The sequence below is a fragment of the Halobaculum rarum genome (assembly GCF_040025155.1).
Classification (GTDB): Archaea; Halobacteriota; Halobacteria; order Halobacteriales; family Haloferacaceae; genus Halobaculum; species Halobaculum rarum.
Window position 1 is genome coordinate 1418419 of the sequence record NZ_CP157275.1, and the last position, 14261, is coordinate 1432679.

17 protein-coding genes are annotated in these 14261 nt (G+C 69.2%); 10 read left to right on the forward strand and 7 right to left on the reverse strand.

The window, feature by feature from the left end; all coding sequences use genetic code 11:
• Positions 1 to 86: 86 nt before the first annotated feature.
• Positions 87 to 461 carry a DUF424 domain-containing protein gene (locus ABJD39_RS07500; protein WP_431357873.1) on the reverse strand — a complete coding sequence of 125 codons (375 nt, stop codon included), beginning with the start codon at positions 459 to 461 and terminating at the stop codon, positions 87 to 89.
• Positions 462 to 1313: a tetratricopeptide repeat protein gene (locus tag ABJD39_RS07505; RefSeq protein WP_348613565.1), complete on the reverse strand. Its 852-nt coding sequence runs from the start codon at positions 1311 to 1313 to the stop codon at positions 462 to 464.
• Between the two features lie 133 nt (positions 1314 to 1446).
• Between ABJD39_RS07505 and thpR the strand changes: the two genes are divergently transcribed.
• The 3 genes from thpR (at position 1447) to ABJD39_RS07520 (ending at position 4550) form a co-directional block, all read left to right on the forward strand.
• Entirely contained in the window at positions 1447 to 2049 is a 603-nt protein-coding gene (gene thpR, locus ABJD39_RS07510) for an RNA 2',3'-cyclic phosphodiesterase (protein ID WP_348613566.1), read from the forward strand.
• A 207-nt stretch (positions 2050 to 2256) separates the two neighbouring features.
• Positions 2257 to 3309, forward strand: coding sequence for a pentapeptide repeat-containing protein (locus ABJD39_RS07515; protein ID WP_348613567.1), 1053 nt, complete (start codon positions 2257 to 2259; stop codon positions 3307 to 3309).
• A gap of 329 nt (positions 3310 to 3638) precedes the next feature.
• Positions 3639 to 4550, forward strand: a complete 912-nt coding sequence (locus ABJD39_RS07520) for a hypothetical protein (protein WP_348613568.1) — start codon at positions 3639 to 3641, stop codon at positions 4548 to 4550.
• A 116-nt stretch (positions 4551 to 4666) separates the two neighbouring features.
• Here the strand turns inward: ABJD39_RS07520 and ABJD39_RS07525 are convergent, their stop codons facing one another.
• The 3 genes from ABJD39_RS07525 to ABJD39_RS07535 all read right to left on the reverse strand — a co-directional run bounded on the left by ABJD39_RS07525 (position 4667) and on the right by ABJD39_RS07535 (position 8569).
• The gene (locus ABJD39_RS07525; RefSeq protein WP_348613569.1) at positions 4667 to 5956 is read right to left on the reverse strand and encodes an adenosylhomocysteinase; all 1290 of its coding nucleotides are present in this window, start codon (positions 5954 to 5956) and stop codon (positions 4667 to 4669) included.
• A 57-nt stretch (positions 5957 to 6013) separates the two neighbouring features.
• On the reverse strand, positions 6014 to 7315 hold the full coding sequence (locus ABJD39_RS07530; RefSeq protein ID WP_348613570.1) for an amidohydrolase: 1302 nt from the start codon (positions 7313 to 7315) through the stop codon (positions 6014 to 6016).
• 123 nt (positions 7316 to 7438) lie between these two features.
• Positions 7439 to 8569 carry a nucleoside recognition protein gene (locus ABJD39_RS07535; RefSeq protein ID WP_348613571.1) on the reverse strand — a complete coding sequence of 377 codons (1131 nt, stop codon included), beginning with the start codon at positions 8567 to 8569 and terminating at the stop codon, positions 7439 to 7441.
• Between the two features lie 129 nt (positions 8570 to 8698).
• Between ABJD39_RS07535 and ABJD39_RS07540 the strand changes: the two genes are divergently transcribed.
• Positions 8699 to 9187, forward strand: a complete 489-nt coding sequence (locus ABJD39_RS07540) for a hypothetical protein (protein ID WP_348613572.1) — start codon at positions 8699 to 8701, stop codon at positions 9185 to 9187.
• Positions 9188 to 9218: 31 nt separating this feature from the next.
• Here ABJD39_RS07540 and ABJD39_RS07545 read toward each other — a convergent pair whose 3' ends face one another.
• Positions 9219 to 9857 (reverse strand): hypothetical protein, encoded by a 639-nt coding sequence (locus tag ABJD39_RS07545; RefSeq protein ID WP_348613573.1) that lies wholly within the window; start codon positions 9855 to 9857, stop codon positions 9219 to 9221.
• A 104-nt stretch (positions 9858 to 9961) separates the two neighbouring features.
• Here ABJD39_RS07545 and ABJD39_RS07550 point away from each other — a divergent pair, with 104 nt between their 5' ends.
• The 6 genes from ABJD39_RS07550 to ftsY all read left to right on the forward strand — a co-directional run bounded on the left by ABJD39_RS07550 (position 9962) and on the right by ftsY (position 13033).
• The gene (locus tag ABJD39_RS07550) at positions 9962 to 10114 is read left to right on the forward strand and encodes a 50S ribosomal protein L39e (RefSeq protein ID WP_073308560.1); all 153 of its coding nucleotides are present in this window, start codon (positions 9962 to 9964) and stop codon (positions 10112 to 10114) included.
• Complete coding sequence (locus ABJD39_RS07555) at positions 10115 to 10390, forward strand: 50S ribosomal protein L31e (RefSeq protein WP_348613574.1); 276 nt, start codon at positions 10115 to 10117, stop codon at positions 10388 to 10390.
• Positions 10391 to 10394: 4 nt separating this feature from the next.
• Positions 10395 to 11060, forward strand: coding sequence for a translation initiation factor IF-6 (locus ABJD39_RS07560; protein ID WP_348613575.1), 666 nt, complete (start codon positions 10395 to 10397; stop codon positions 11058 to 11060).
• 183 nt (positions 11061 to 11243) lie between these two features.
• The gene (gene rpl18a / locus ABJD39_RS07565; protein WP_222917553.1) at positions 11244 to 11420 is read left to right on the forward strand and encodes a 50S ribosomal protein L18Ae; all 177 of its coding nucleotides are present in this window, start codon (positions 11244 to 11246) and stop codon (positions 11418 to 11420) included.
• On the forward strand, positions 11417 to 11899 hold the full coding sequence (gene pfdA, locus ABJD39_RS07570; protein WP_348613576.1) for a prefoldin subunit alpha: 483 nt from the start codon (positions 11417 to 11419) through the stop codon (positions 11897 to 11899). The genes rpl18a and pfdA overlap by 4 nt, the downstream gene beginning before the upstream one ends.
• A 3-nt stretch (positions 11900 to 11902) precedes the next feature.
• Positions 11903 to 13033: a signal recognition particle-docking protein FtsY gene (gene ftsY, locus ABJD39_RS07575; protein WP_348613577.1), complete on the forward strand. Its 1131-nt coding sequence runs from the start codon at positions 11903 to 11905 to the stop codon at positions 13031 to 13033.
• Between the two features lie 91 nt (positions 13034 to 13124).
• Here ftsY and ABJD39_RS07580 read toward each other — a convergent pair whose 3' ends face one another.
• Positions 13125 to 14129: a THUMP domain-containing protein gene (locus ABJD39_RS07580; protein WP_348613729.1), complete on the reverse strand. Its 1005-nt coding sequence runs from the start codon at positions 14127 to 14129 to the stop codon at positions 13125 to 13127.
• Positions 14130 to 14261 lie beyond the last annotated feature (132 nt).

Here is a 14261-nt window from a genome sequence, read left to right on the forward strand (position 1 = left end):
GAGGGGTAACATCCCTTCGGTCGTTTCGCCGGTTCGTAACCGAAACCGGCTACGAGTCGCCGCCAGCCCTGAGGACCGGTGGCGGGTTAGAGCCAGAGCAGTTGCGCGTGCAGCGTCTCGCCGACCTCCAGCACGCGGTCGGCGTCGATGACGCCGGCGTCGACGGCGACGCCGACGCAGCCGGCGCCCACGAGGTTCGCGGTGTCGGCGTCGTACAGCCCCTCGATGACCGCGTCGGCGTCGGCGGCCTCGGCCTCGTCGCCGCCGTAGAACGCCTCGGTCACCTCCAACGTTACCTCCCCGTCCTCGAACGTCTCGCCGAGCACGTCCGCGTCGCAGACGGCGACGAGCGTACCCTCGGGCGTTTCCCGGCGCGTGATCAGGTACTCGGCGTCCGGGTCGCCGTCGCCGTCCTCGTGGTCGCCGAGGCCCCCGTCGGCGTCCCCGGCGTCGTCGCTCATCTACAGGCCCCCGAGATCGAGGTCGTCGTCGCCGTCGCGGCCGCCGAGACCGCCCGGTCCGCCGCCGGCGCCGCCCATCGCGCCGGCCGATCCCGCGCCGCCCTCGGCCTGCTCTTCGACCATCCGCTGTTCGGCCTCCTCGCGGATCTCCTCGGCGCGCTCGGCGGCCTGCTCGGCCTCGTCCTCGCGGCCGAGTTCGTCGAGCGCGCGAGCCTTCTCTTCGAGCACCTCGGCGTTACGCATCCCCAGCCGGATCGCGTTGTCGAAGGCCGTGACGGCGTCCTCGAGCAGGCCGCGCTCGACGAGGAAGAACCCGCGGTTGTACCACGCCTGCGGGAATCGCGGGTCGATCTCGACGGCGTTCTCGGCGTGTTCGAGCGCCTGTTCGCCCTGGCCGTTCTCGTGAAGCGCGTACGCGAGGTTCGTCTCGGCGCTGGCGGCGTGTTCGGAGTCGTCGTCGATGCGCAACGCCTCGCGGTAGGCGCCGATGGCCTCGTCCCATTCCTCCAACTGGGCGTGGGCGACGCCCTTGTTCACCCACGCCTCCTGCTGTTCGAGGGAGTCGTCCTCGGCGAACTGGGCGGCGCGCTCGAACGTCTCGGTCGCCTCCTCGAAGCGGTTGATCCCCATGTAGGAGAGCCCGACCTCCATCAGGCTCTCCACGTCGACGCGGTCCTTGGGGATGTTGCGCTCGTCGAGCAGGTCGGTGAGGACGCGCGTGTCGACGGGGTCGACCTGGGAGGGGTCCGCCTGCAGCTCTTCCGGGTCGAGGGTGAACTCCTCGTAGTCCTCGTCGAGGCCCTCCCCCTCGGAGAACTTGTGTGGCTTGCGTTCGGACTCGTCGTCGCTCATTGCTACGAGTTCGACCGTGTGGACGGATGTATGTTGCGCGTGCGGACCGGGAGGTGCGCCGCGGGCCGGGAGGTGCGCGTGCGGACCGGGTGGTCCGCCCCGATTTTTTGTTCCCCGACGACGACGAACCCGTATGCCGCGACTGTTCGTCTCGGTCGACCTGCCGGACCGGCTCGCGGACGCGTTCGAAGCCGTGCAGGAGCCCCTTCGCGACGTCGAGAGCCTCCGGTTCACCGATCCCGAGCAGGCGCACTGCACACTGAAATTCCTCGGCGACGCCGACGAGGCACGCGTCGGCGACGTGACAGAGGCGCTGGAAGCTGCCGTCGCGAGCGCGGGACGAAGCCCCACGGAGAGCCGGACGGAGTCCGGCGGTGCCGGTGTCGGGCCGGTCGAACTCGAGGTGGGCGGCCTGGGCGTCTTCCCGTCGACCGACTACGTCAGCGTCGTCTGGGTCGGTGTGCGTGAGGGCCACGGCGCCGCCGAGTTGGCCCGGCTCGCCGAGACGGTCGAGCGCGAGACGGTCTCGCTCGGGTTCGACGAGGCCGACCACGAGTTCACCCCGCATTTCACCCTCGCGCGGATGGACGACGCCCGCGGGAAACGGCGGGTGCTGGAGTATCTGAACGAGGACCCGACGGTTGGCCGGTTCGAGGTCGACGAGATCCGCCTCACCGAGTCGACGCTGACGAGCGATGGGCCCGAGTACGAGACGCGGGCGCGGGTGCCGCTGTAACGGTCGGCGGCAGGCGGAGTCGGTATCGGATCGGTCGGGGAAACGCGGATGAAACGGCCGGGACAACAGGGATGATCGGCTTGTTGAAACCCTCAATACGGATCGGTTCCGGGAACCGTGCTGGATACAGAGCAGAATAGCGCATACCGGTCCAGTACCTGTTCTCGGGGCCCGAGATGACTTGGAGATCCGGGTCGTAGCGAAGGTATGTCCGCTGTGACAGATGACCGCTGTGATTATCAACTCGAAGTCGGCTTAGCCGATCAAGACCTCTCCGCCGAACCCTGTGGCCGGCCCGTCTGGGAGGACCACGATCGCTGTGTCTGGCATGCAAAGGTGAACGGCAAACCGATCGATGTGCTCGAAGCGGCCCGGCCGAAATCGGGAGAAACCCTCGACGGAGCATATCTCCGAGAGGCCGAGTTGGTTGGCGTGGACTGGTTGGCGGGTGCGTCGTTAGTCGGCGCCGACTTCACCGACGCTCGGTTGAACGGCTCCGACTTCTCGGAGGCCGATCTGATGCTTGCGACCCTGACGAACGCGTCCGGAATCAATGCGGATTTCAGGGGCGCAAACCTCGAAGGAGCGATCTTCAAGGACGCCGATCTTCGCCGGGCGACGCTCGAATACGCACGTCTCTATGAGACGATCCTCACTAACGTACACATCGGGGACGATACCGCTCTCGGAGATCGCTCAGTGTATGAGCAGGCGAACGTTCAACCAGTGTTGAGTAACGACAACCCGTTAGAGGCTGCCTCCTGGGTGTATCGCCAGCTGCAACAGATATATCAGCAGAACGCCCATCCCAAACTGGCCCGACAGAGCTATATTCAGGAAAAGGACAGCCGCCGGAGACTCGCCTGGGACCGCACCAACTACGGGGAGGCGATCCGGTGGGAGCTGTCCCGATGGGTGATGCGGTACGGCAGTAGTTCCTCTCGCATACTGCTTACGTCACTCACCGTGATCGTCGTCGCTGCAGTTCTCTATCCCCTCACGGGCGGGGTTGAAGAGCTGACGGGTGACCAAGCAGTCACGTTCGCGTTTGAGGATCCGGGAGACGCCTCCCAGTGGTGGATCGGCACCGTCCTATTCAAGAGCCTCTACTTCAGCGTCATCACGTTCGCTACACTGGGATACGGTGACATTCGACCAGTCGGTGAGATAGCGCGATTGATAGCCGGGGTCGAGTCGCTTTTCGGCGCGCTCTTGGCGGCACTGCTGGTGTTCGTGCTCGCCCGAAACGTAACATGGTAAGCCGGGACACTAGTCAGTCCCGTTCGTCAGGCGAATACGCCAAGAAGAAGAGTAGGGTACCTTTTGCGTGCGTGCATAAGCGCTCCACTTGAGGACGAGTTCACGGAACTACGTCCACCGGATACGTGACCGGACGAACGTCCCGACGTTCTGCGTAATCGCGGCGTTCACCGTCTCGTACAGATTCCGTCCCTGAGATAGATCGTTGTCAACTCGCACAATCCATCGGACGATCGAGACAGCCGAGCACTCACCGAACCGGTCGAGCCCGACGTTTCAGGTGAGTAAGATGAAAGTGCGGATTTGTGCGTCGCGACCCATGGTCCGGTGTGAACTCTGTCGATACCAGCACACGAACCGAGCGGGAATCGGACGACGACCCCTCGAAAGACGTTGCGAACCGCGCCCGCAAATCCCTCTCGACGGGGACCGCGATGGCGGTCGTGGGCGCAGCGGGCCTCCTCGCCGGCCTCCGAGCGTTCCGGCGCGGGAACCGGGGGCGCGGACTCGCCGGGCTCGCCGTCGGCGCCGCGCTCCTAGCGACCGCACTCGCCCGACGGTCCCGAAGCCGCGACGCGGAGACGGACGTCACGGACACGTCCCCGGACACCGAGGACGTGGGGTCGGGGGTCGAACCTGCGTCCGAATCCGAGCCCCGACCCGAGTCCGACACCGGCGCCGAGTCGGCGGCGGTCGATCAGCGCGAGGTCGGCGACACCGAAACCGTGGCGGAGGAAATCGAGCGTAAAACGGGGGCCATCGGCGACACGGACGGAACGACCGACGGCGCGGCGACGGGCGCGAGGGGCACCGGCGAGGTAGCGGCCGAGGGCGTCGAACCCGAGAAGATCGATCGGCTGGGCGAGGCGGCCCTCGACAGGCAGAGCCGGGAGGTCCCGGTGCCTCAGCGGGCGTTCAACCGGGGCTTCCTGTCGCACTCGGCGGAGGCGTTCTGGGGGATCCGTGCGGGCGACGACGCGGTCGTGGTCTCCCAAAACTACGACGCCATTCAGGACCGCGACGGGATGCGGTACGTCGCCAGCACCCAGATCGGCGAGGACGTCCGCGAACTGCCGATCCCCGACACCGTGCTCGACCACTGGGACGAGGTAGCCGGCGGCGGCACCGCCGTCGCCGGCGGCGACGACATCCTGTTCGTCACCACCGACGACCTCTCGGCCGACGGCATGCTGCGCGTGCTCCCCTCGGAGTGGGCCGACGACATCGACGAGTCCGGGTGACGAGCGAGACGGCCGGGTGAACGGACTGACCGAAGGACTGGAGAACGGTGCCGGCGGATACGGCGCGGCGACGAGTACGACGGCCGGTGTGCCGCCGCGCCGACCGATCGGCTACCTCAGGTGCCGTGCTGCCACGAGCCCATGTACTCGCGCTGCTCGTCGCTGAGGGCGTCGAACTCGACTCCCTCGGCCGCGAGCTTCACCTCGGCGACCTCGCGGTCGAGTTCGTCGGGCACCTCGTGGACGCCGGCGTCGTAGGCCTCGCCGTTCTCGACGAGTTCGCGGACGCAGACGGCCTGCACGCCGAAGCTCTGGTCCATGACCTCGACCGGGTGGCCCAGCGCGATGGGCGCCGCGAGGTTGACGAGGCGCCCCTCCGCGAGGACGTTGAGGCGGCGGCCGTCGGCCATCTCGTAGGCCTCGACGCCGTCGCGGGCCTCGTATCGGTCGACCGCGAGGTCGTCCAGCTGATCGAGGTTGATCTCCACGTCGAAGTGGCCCGCGTTCGCGAGGAGGACGCCGTCCTGCATCCGCTCGAAGTGCTCCTCGGTGATCACGTCGCGGTTGCCGGTGGTGGTGATGAACACGTCACCCTGCTCTGCGGCGTCCTCCATCGGCATCACGTCGTAGCCCTCCATGTGCGCCTCCAGCGCCTTCCGGGAGTCGACCTCGCAGACGATGACGTTCGCGTTCTGGCCGGAGGCTTTCTTCGCGACGCCCTTGCCGCAGTAGCCGAAGCCGCCGACGACGACGTCCTTGCCGGCGAACGAGAGGTTCGTCGTCATGGCGATGGTGGCGAGGGAGGACTCGCCGGTGCCGTGGACGTTGTCGAACAGCCGCTTCATCGGGGTGTCGTTCACCGCGAAGACGGGATAGTGGAGCTCGCCGTCCTCGTCCATCGCGCGCAGACGGTGGACGCCCGTGGTCGTCTCCTCGGCGCCGCCGACGATGGAGTCGATGAGTTCGGGGTAGTCCTCGTGGATCGCGGCGACCATGTCCATCCCGTCGTCCACGGTGATCGTGGGCTCGTGGGCGATAACCGACTCGATGGCGGCGTAGTAGTCCTCGTCGCCGACCTCCCGGACGGCGTAGGAGGTGATGTTCTCGTGGGCGTCCAGCGCCGCGCTCACGTCGTCGTGCGTCGAGAGCGGGTTACAGCCCGTGATGGCGACCTCCGCGCCGCCGTCGGCGAGCAGTTCGACGAGGTTCGCGGTCTTCGCCTCGACGTGCATCGCCATGCCGATGGTCTGGCCCTCGAAGGGGCGCGTCTCCTCGAACTCCTCGCGGAGGTGGTTCAGGATGGGCATGTGCTGGAGCGCCCAGTCCATCTTCCGGCGGCCCTCTTGGCGGGCCGATTCGGGGTCGTCGAGGTGGTCGGTGACAGGCGGATACGACTGCGTACTCATGTGATCAGGGTGGGCCGGGCACGGTATAATCCCGCCGGAGTCGACGCGGCTCGGTTGTTAGTCTTCGGCCCGCGCAACGAGCGTCTCGGCGTGTTCCTGCGCCCGCTCGCGCACGGCGTCCCCGTCGAAGGCGAGCACGTCGCGGTCGCGCATGAGCACCTTGCCGTCGCACACCGTGTGGCGCACGTCGCTGCCACGGGCGGCGTACGCGAGATGCGAGACGAGATCGTGTTCGGGCGTCAGATGAGCGGCCTCGAGGTCGACGACGGCGAGGTCGGCGTTCGCGCCCGCCTCGATCCGGCCGGAGTCGAAGCCGAGCGCGTCGGCGCCGCCCTCGGTCGCCATCCGGACGGCGGTTTCGGCGTCGACCGCCGCGGCGTCATCAGCGGCGAGCTTGCCGAGCATCGCGGCGTCGCGGATCTCGTCGAAGAGGTCGAGGTCGTTGTTCGAGGCGGCGCCGTCGGTCCCGAGCGCGACGGTCACGCCCGCGTCGAGCATGTCCTGGATCGGCGCCATCCCCGACGCGAGCTTCATGTTCGAGGCCGGGCAGTGGGCGACGCTGGTGCCGCGCTCGGCGAGCGTCTCGATCTCCGAGGCATCGGTGTGGACGCCGTGGGCGACCCACGTGTCCTCGGCGAGCAGGCCGAGGTCGTCGGCGTACTCGGTCGGCCGGACGCCCGCCTCGGCGTCGATCTCGTCGATGTACGTCTCGGTCTCGTTCAGGTGGAAGTGTAGCGGGACGCCGGCCTCGCGGGCCTTCGGGACGAACTCCTCGAAGTACTCGGTGCCGACGGTGTGGGGCGCGTGCGGCATCACTGCCGTCCGGACTCGGCCGGCGGCGGCGCCGTCGTACTCCTCGGCGACCGCGATCGACTCGGCGAAGTCGTCGCGTGCGGCCTCGTCGTCCTTGCCGACGGTGACGACGCCGTGGCCGACGCGGGCGCGGAGGCCGGCCTCGCGGACCGCGTCGACGACCTCGCCCACGTGGAAGTACATGTCCGCGAACGCGGTGGTCCCGCTCCGGATCAGCTCGACGGCCGCGAGTCGGGTGCCGACGGCCACGTCCTCGGCGGTCAGTTCCGCCTCCGCGGGCCAGATGTCCTCCTGCAGCCAGTCCTCGAGGTTCTTGTCGTCGGCGTAGCCGCGGAGGAGCGTCATCGTCGCGTGGCCGTGGGCGTTCACGAGCCCCGGCATCACGAGCGAGTCGGTCGCATCGAGCGTCTCGTCCGCGTCGCCGGCGAGGTCGGGACCGACCTCGAGGATCTCGCCCGCGTCGGCGTCGATCAGCACGTCGGCTCGGATCACGTCGAACGCGGGCGTGAGCACGCGCCCGTCGGTGACGGCGAGTGTGTCGGTCATGCCTGTGGATCGCGGGGGTCGGCTACTGAATGCGTCGAGATCGGCACGCGAGCATGTGGCGGGATCGGTGCGGGGGAGCACGACGAAACCGTCGCGCAAGTATGCGGCGGCCAACCGCCCCGCTCACGCGAGGAACACGACCAGCGCGACCGAGATGAACACCACCTTCAGCGCCGTGTTCACCGCGATCACCTTCGAGCCGAACTCCGGTCCCCAAACGCCGTACTGGAACGGGATCGACCGCTTGAACGTCGAGAACGCAAACGAGACGATCCCGCCGATCAGCATTCCGGCGACCGCCTGCTCGGGCGTCAGCGTCGAGCCGATGAGCGGCGCGAACGCCGCTGCGCCAGCGGTCGTATCGAAGACGAAGACGATGATCGCGGGCACGACCGCCGCCGGCAGGCCGACGACCTCGGCGAACGGCCCGGCGACCTCGCTCGACAGCGCCTGCAGGTCCACGCGAGCCACGAGCACCGTGACGAGTACGTACACGAGCGCGAGTCGCGGCACGATCCGGCGGAGCGTCGACCACGTCGACTCGGCGGCCGCCGCAAGTTTGTCGCGGAGCCCCGTGTCGACATCCCCGTCGGTGTCGGCGTCCCCCGGATCGTCGGCGACGGCGTCAGCGTCGGTGTCATCCGCATCCGGGGAGTCACCACCGGACCCGCCGGCCGCGGCACCGCCGTCGGTCGCCTCTCGGAGCGGTTCGGAGTCCGGGCGGCTCTGCGCCTCGCCACGAAGCAACAGCGCGCCGGCGAGCACCCCGGTGAACGTGATCGCGAGCGCGATAGCGCCGCGGGTGCCGACGTACAGCACGCCGGTCTCGCGGCCGAGGATGGGGATGACGACGGGGACGTAGAACGTGAACAGGTGCTGAACGAAGCCGAAGAACGTGTTGATGACGACGGCGACCATCGTCGCGCGGTCCGACAGCCGACCGGACTCGCGGAAGTCCGCGAGCATGCCGTAGCCCGCCGTCGTCGACGCCGCGGTCGTGACGATGGCGGTGCCGGCCTCGTCCGGGAGGTTCGCCGGGCCGGTGAGGTACCGCGAGAACCCCGCGATCCGCTCGACGAGCCCGAACTCGACGGCGACGTTCGCGAGAAACACCCCGACTGCGATGAGCAGCGCGATGCGCGCGACCCGCGCCACCGCGTCGGCGACGAGCGGGAGGAGGTCCACGAGAACCGAGACGAACTCCGCGGGAGCCGGGAGCCGATCCGCGACGAGCGCGGCGCCGACGGGGTCCATGGACGCACTCCGGGCGCGGACGACAAGCCGGTTTCGCCGCGCCGACACGCCCCGTCGCGCCGCCCCTGCGCAGTCGTTCCGTTTATTGGGGCGGCGGATTTATCTTGTCAGCTGTGAAATCAACCGCGAATGCGTGGCCGAGGGCAGACGAAGACGACGATTCGCCACCGGGTGAGCGAGCCGGCGCTGACGGGGCTCGCGGCCGGCGCCGTCGTCGTCCCCGCCCCGCTGTTCGCCGCGGCCGTCGCCGTCGGCGGGTGGACCGCCGGGCTCGTCGGGCTCGCGGCGACGGTCGGCGTCGCGCTGCACGCGGCGTTCACGGCCGCGGACGCCGACGACGGCGGGCTCTCGGCGGCCGGCGACTCGGTCCGCCGGGCGGGGCTGGCCGGCGGCGGGGCGTTCCTCGCCGGCGCGCTCCCGTCGCTGGTGGTGCTCGCGGAGATCGGATTGGGGTTCCTGCTCGCGGTCGCCGTCGTCGCCGTCGAGTTGGCGGTCGTCGCCGGGCTGCGCGTCCGGCTCGTCGGCGGCGACGCACTGGAGACGGCGGTGCGCGTCGCGCTCGGCGGCGCGCTCGCGGTCGCCGTCGGCGCGGGGATCGGGTCGTTGGCGGGGCTGTGAGCCGGGCGACTCCCGCCTCGGATCCGCGTGCCTATCGAACACCCTCCACGCGCACGTCGTCGAGATAGTGGGTGGCGTCCGCCTCCCAGACGACCGCGACGCCCACCGAGAGGTGGAGTTCGTCCGGGACGTCGCTCGGGCGCCACTCGAACCGGTACTCGTCCCATCCCTCGACGCGGTGGAGCGGCTGTCTGAGCCCGCCCACCGCGGTCGGCGTCTCCGGCGTCGTGACCGTCTCGGGCGGCGGGAAGTCCTCCTCGGTCGTCGGCGGCTCGGGGCCGATCCGGACGGCGAGGTTGCGGAGAACGTTGAAGCTCTCCGACTCGCTCCAGGCGTGGACCGACACGCGCACCACGTCCGCGTCGAGATCGGTCGTGTCGATGGTTCGGGTCAGCCAGGCGATCCCGTCGTCGTAGTCGCCCTCGGTGAACACCTCGACGCTTCGGGCGCCGGTGTTGGCCCGCGCCGCCGACGGCGAGATCGACCGCTCGAACTCCTCGAGGGGTACCTCCGGACCGATGGCGGCGCCGGTCGTCCACGCGTCCATCCCGTCCTCGAAGGAGTCCGACAGCGCCGGCGGGGGGCGACGGCCGACCACGCAGCCGGCGAGCGATCCGAGTCCGGCGGTCGCGAGTCCGCCGGCCGCCCGAAGCGCGTCACGTCTGTGCACGGGGGAGTCCTGTTCGAGCACGAACAAAAATGCGCCGCCAACGTCGAGGGAGCCGGTCCGGATGGACAGGGTTTTCCCTTCCGACGGTGAATCTGCCGGATACCATGACTAAGAAATCCAAGGCCAAGAAGAAGCGCCTTGCCAAGCTGGAGCGGCAGAACAGCCGCGTGCCGGCGTGGGTGATGATGAAGACCGACATGGAAGTGACCCGCAACCCGAAGCGACGCCACTGGCGGCGCTCGGACACCGACGAGTAAATGAGCGCCAACGACTTCGAGGAGCGCGTCGTCACGGTCCCGCTCCGCGAGGCGAAGCAGGCGCCGTCCCAGGAGCGCGGCGACAAGGCGATGTCGCTCATCCGGGCGCACCTGGCGAAGCACTTCTCGGTCGACGAGGCCGACGTCCGCCTCGATCCGGCGGTCAACGAGACCGTCTGGGCGCGCGGGCGCCAGAAGCCGCCGAGCAAGGTTCGCCTGCGCGCGGCTCGCTTCGACGAGGACGGCGAGGTCGTCGTCGAAGCGGAGCCGGCCTAAGGGCGTGCTTCGCGTTTCGTTCGCCGGGTCGTCGTACGTCGGAGTCTACGCGCACGCCGCCAGCGACTGCCTCGTCGTGCGGCCCGACGTAGAGGACGATCTCGCCGACCAACTCGAGCGCGAGTTCGGCGTCGACGTGCTGGCCACGACCGTCGGCGGCTCCGGCACGGTCGGTTCGCTGGTCGCGGGCAACGAGAACGGGACGCTCGTCTCCCGACAGGCGACCGACCGCGAGATCGACGCGCTCCGCGAGGCGACCGACGATCCCGTCGAGCGCCTCCCCGGCAAGCTCAACGCCGCCGGCAACGTCGTCCTCGCGAACGACTACGGCTCGTACGTCCACCCCGAGCTGACCGATGAGGCGGTCGACGTCGTCGAGGACGTGCTCGACGTACCGGTACAGCGCGGGTCGCTCGGCGACGTCAACACCGTCGGCACCGCCGCGGTCGCCAACAACACCGGCGTCCTCTGTCACCCGCACAGCGAGGAGCCGGAGTTGGAGGCGCTGGAGGAGCACCTCGACGTGTACGCCGACCTCGGCACGGTCAACTACGGCGCGCCGCTGGTCGGCTCCGGATTGCTCGCCAACGACGACGGATACGCCGTCGGCGGGGACACGACCGGGCCCGAACTGGGTCGGATCGACGACACGCTCGGGTTCATCGAGTAAGGCGAGGCCGACCGCAGGGAGGCCTCGGAAGAAGGGCGGCGAGCTTGTGGGCGAGCCGCCAACAGACGGAGCGAATAACGACCTCGAAACCGACCGGACAGGTCGTCGTCGCCGCGGGCGTCGGTTGGGTTCGGGACCCCGAGTCGGAAGGTACTTCCCGCTCCCGAGCGGTTTTTTGGGCACATGAGCCAGTACACTGTTAGCGGCGAGTTCCAAACCCGAGACGGGATGCAGGCGTTCACCCGCTCGCTCGACGCGGTCAACGAGAACGTCGCGCGCGAGCACGTCCTCTCGAAGTTCGGCGCCGAGCACAACCTGAATCGCAGCCAGGTCGAGATCGGCGAGGTGGTCGCCGAATGAGTCTCGGCGGCGGCGGTCAGGGTCAGCAGCAGCTCCAGCAGATCTCCCAGGAGATCCAGGCGATCGAGGGCGAGATCGAGGAGCTCGAAGGCGAGATCGAGAGTCTCCGACAGGAGCAGCGTGACATGGACGACGCCATCGACGCCATCGGCCAGATCGACACCGGGTCGACGGTGCAGGTGCCGCTGGGCGGCGGCGCGTACGTCCGCGCGGAGATTCAGGACCTCGACGAGATCGTCGTGAGTCTCGGCGGCGACTACGCCGCCGAACTCGAGGAAGACGACGCCGTGGAGGCCCTCGAACAGCGCAAGGACACCCTCGACGACCAGATCGACACCGTCAGCGAGGAGAAGGCCGACCTCGAGGCCGAGAGCCAGCAGCTCGAACAGCAGGCCCAGCAGATGCAACAGCAGATGCAGCAACAGCAGATGCAGCAGATGCAGCAGATGGCCGACGAGGGCGACGACGGGGACCAGTAAGGGATGTTCGACGGCCTGAAGGACAAGCTCTCCTCGTTCCGGGAGGACGCCGCCGAGGAAGTCGAGGAGAAGGCCGACGCGGTCGACACCGAGGCGGAGGCTGCCGCTGACGCTGATGCGACGAGCGCGGACGCCGAAGCGGCCCCCGACGCGGTCGACACCGACGCGTCGAGCGCCCCGACGGCCGACGAGGGATCGGCGGTCGAACCCGACGGAGACGAGGCGGCCGACGACGAGTCCTCAGGCCCGGGACGGCTCAAACGCGCGGCGGCGTTCGCCACCGGGAAAGTCATCATCGAGGAGGAAGACCTCGAAGCGCCCCTTCAGGATCTGGAACTCGCGCTGCTGTCCAGCGACGTGGAGATGAGCGTCGCCGACCGAATTCTCGACACCGTCCGCGAGAAGATGCTCGGCGAGGCGCGCGCGCAGGTCCAGACGACGGACCAACTCGTCACCGAGGCGCTCCACGACGCGCTGCTGGACGTGATCAGCGTCGGGCAGTTCGATTTCGAGCAGCGGATCGCCGAGGCGGACAAGCCCGTTACCATCGTGTTCACCGGCGTCAACGGCGTCGGCAAAACCACGAGCATCGCGAAGCTCTCGGAGTGGCTCGACGACCGCGGCTACTCGTCGGTGCTCGCGAACGGCGACACCTACCGTGCGGGCGCGAACGAACAGATCCGCGAGCACGCCGAGGCGCTCGACCGGAAGCTCATCGCCCACGAGCAGGGCGGCGACCCGGCGGCCGTCATCTACGACGGCGTCGAGTACGCCGAGGCCAACGACATCGACGTGGTGCTCGGCGACACCGCGGGGCGGCTCCACACCAGCAACGACCTGATGGCGCAACTGGAGAAGATCGACCGCGTCGTCGACCCCGACATGACCCTCTTCGTCGACGAGGCGGTCGCGGGCCAGGACGCGGTCAAGCGCGCCCAGGAGTTCGACGACGCGGCGGCGATCGACGGCACGGTCCTCACGAAGGCCGACGCGGACTCCTCGGGCGGCGCCGCCATCTCCATCGCGTACGTGACCGGCAAGCCGATCCTCTTCCTCGGCGTCGGGCAGGGGTACGACGACCTGCGGCGGTTCGACCCCGAGGAGCTGGTCGACGAACTGCTCGGCGAGCACTAGCGACGCTCCGTTTTCAGATCGCCGTCAGTTCCTTCGATCGAGCAGGTCACCGCAGTTGCGGAGATACCGTCTCCGGTAGCAAGCCCGCCCGCTACGACCGCTCCAACACGTGCACGTGTCGAACGAGGCTCCGGTGGACCCGCCGCTCGAAGGTGTCGGTCACCCGCCAGCCCGCGTCGACGGCGGCCTCGTGCCACGACCGATCCGCGACCAGCACGCCCCGCGGCGCGACACGGGCGGCCTCCGCGAGCGCGTCGCTCACGAGGTCATCGAGGCTGTGGCGCGCGATCTTCGACTGGCGACCGTAGGGCGCGTCGAACACGACGCCGTCGGCCACGTCGCCCCGGAGCGCGAGCGCGGTCGCGTCGCCGCGGAGAAGGTCGAACCCGCCGGGCGGGTCGTCCGTGCCCGTCGGCGACTCCGCGTCCCCGCCCACGTAGTGCGCGAGGTTCTCGCGGGCGCCGCGGACCATCTTCGCCTGCGCGTCGTTGCCGACCACGTCGCTTCCGACGAGTCCGGCCTCGATGAGCACGCCGCCGGTCCCGCACATCGGGTCGAGAATGCGGGCACCCGGTCCCGCGCCGGCGAGGTTCGCGTACGCGCGGGCGTCCATCGGCGCCATGCTCCCCGGTTGGAAGAAGGGCCGATCCGTGGGCCGACGCGTCGAGAAGTCGCGGACGGACTCGGCGACCACCCACCCGGCGAGGCAGGTGTCGTCGGCGAACAGCACGCGGAGGGTGTGGTCGGGGTCGTCCAGGTCCACGTCGAAGCCGCGCGCGACGAGCGCGCTCCCGCACTCGCGTTCCACCTCGCTCGTCGAGACGGCGGCGCTGTCGCGGAGGACGCGCGCGCGGACGGCGACGGTTCCCTCGCGTTCGATGCCCGCGGCCTCGACGACGGCGCGGGCACTGTGCGGGTCGGCGTCCGCCCGGCCGAGAAGGTCGAGCGCGCGTCTGGTGTACGCCAGCCCGCGCACCCGATCGGAGTCGACCGCGTCGGCGACCGCCAGCCCCGGGGCGACGCGTTCGACCCCGGTCGCCGCGGCGATGCCCGCCTCCAGCGCCGCGAAGCGGTCCTCGTCGCCGACGAACTCCAAGCCGTACACGAACAGGTGTGCGACGCCGCGGCGCTTGAACGCACGGGTTCGGATCGGGGTCGGTATCGTTCGATCGAACCGAGCGAACCCGCATCGGGCATGGCGGTACTACTTTATCCGTTTAAACCGTCA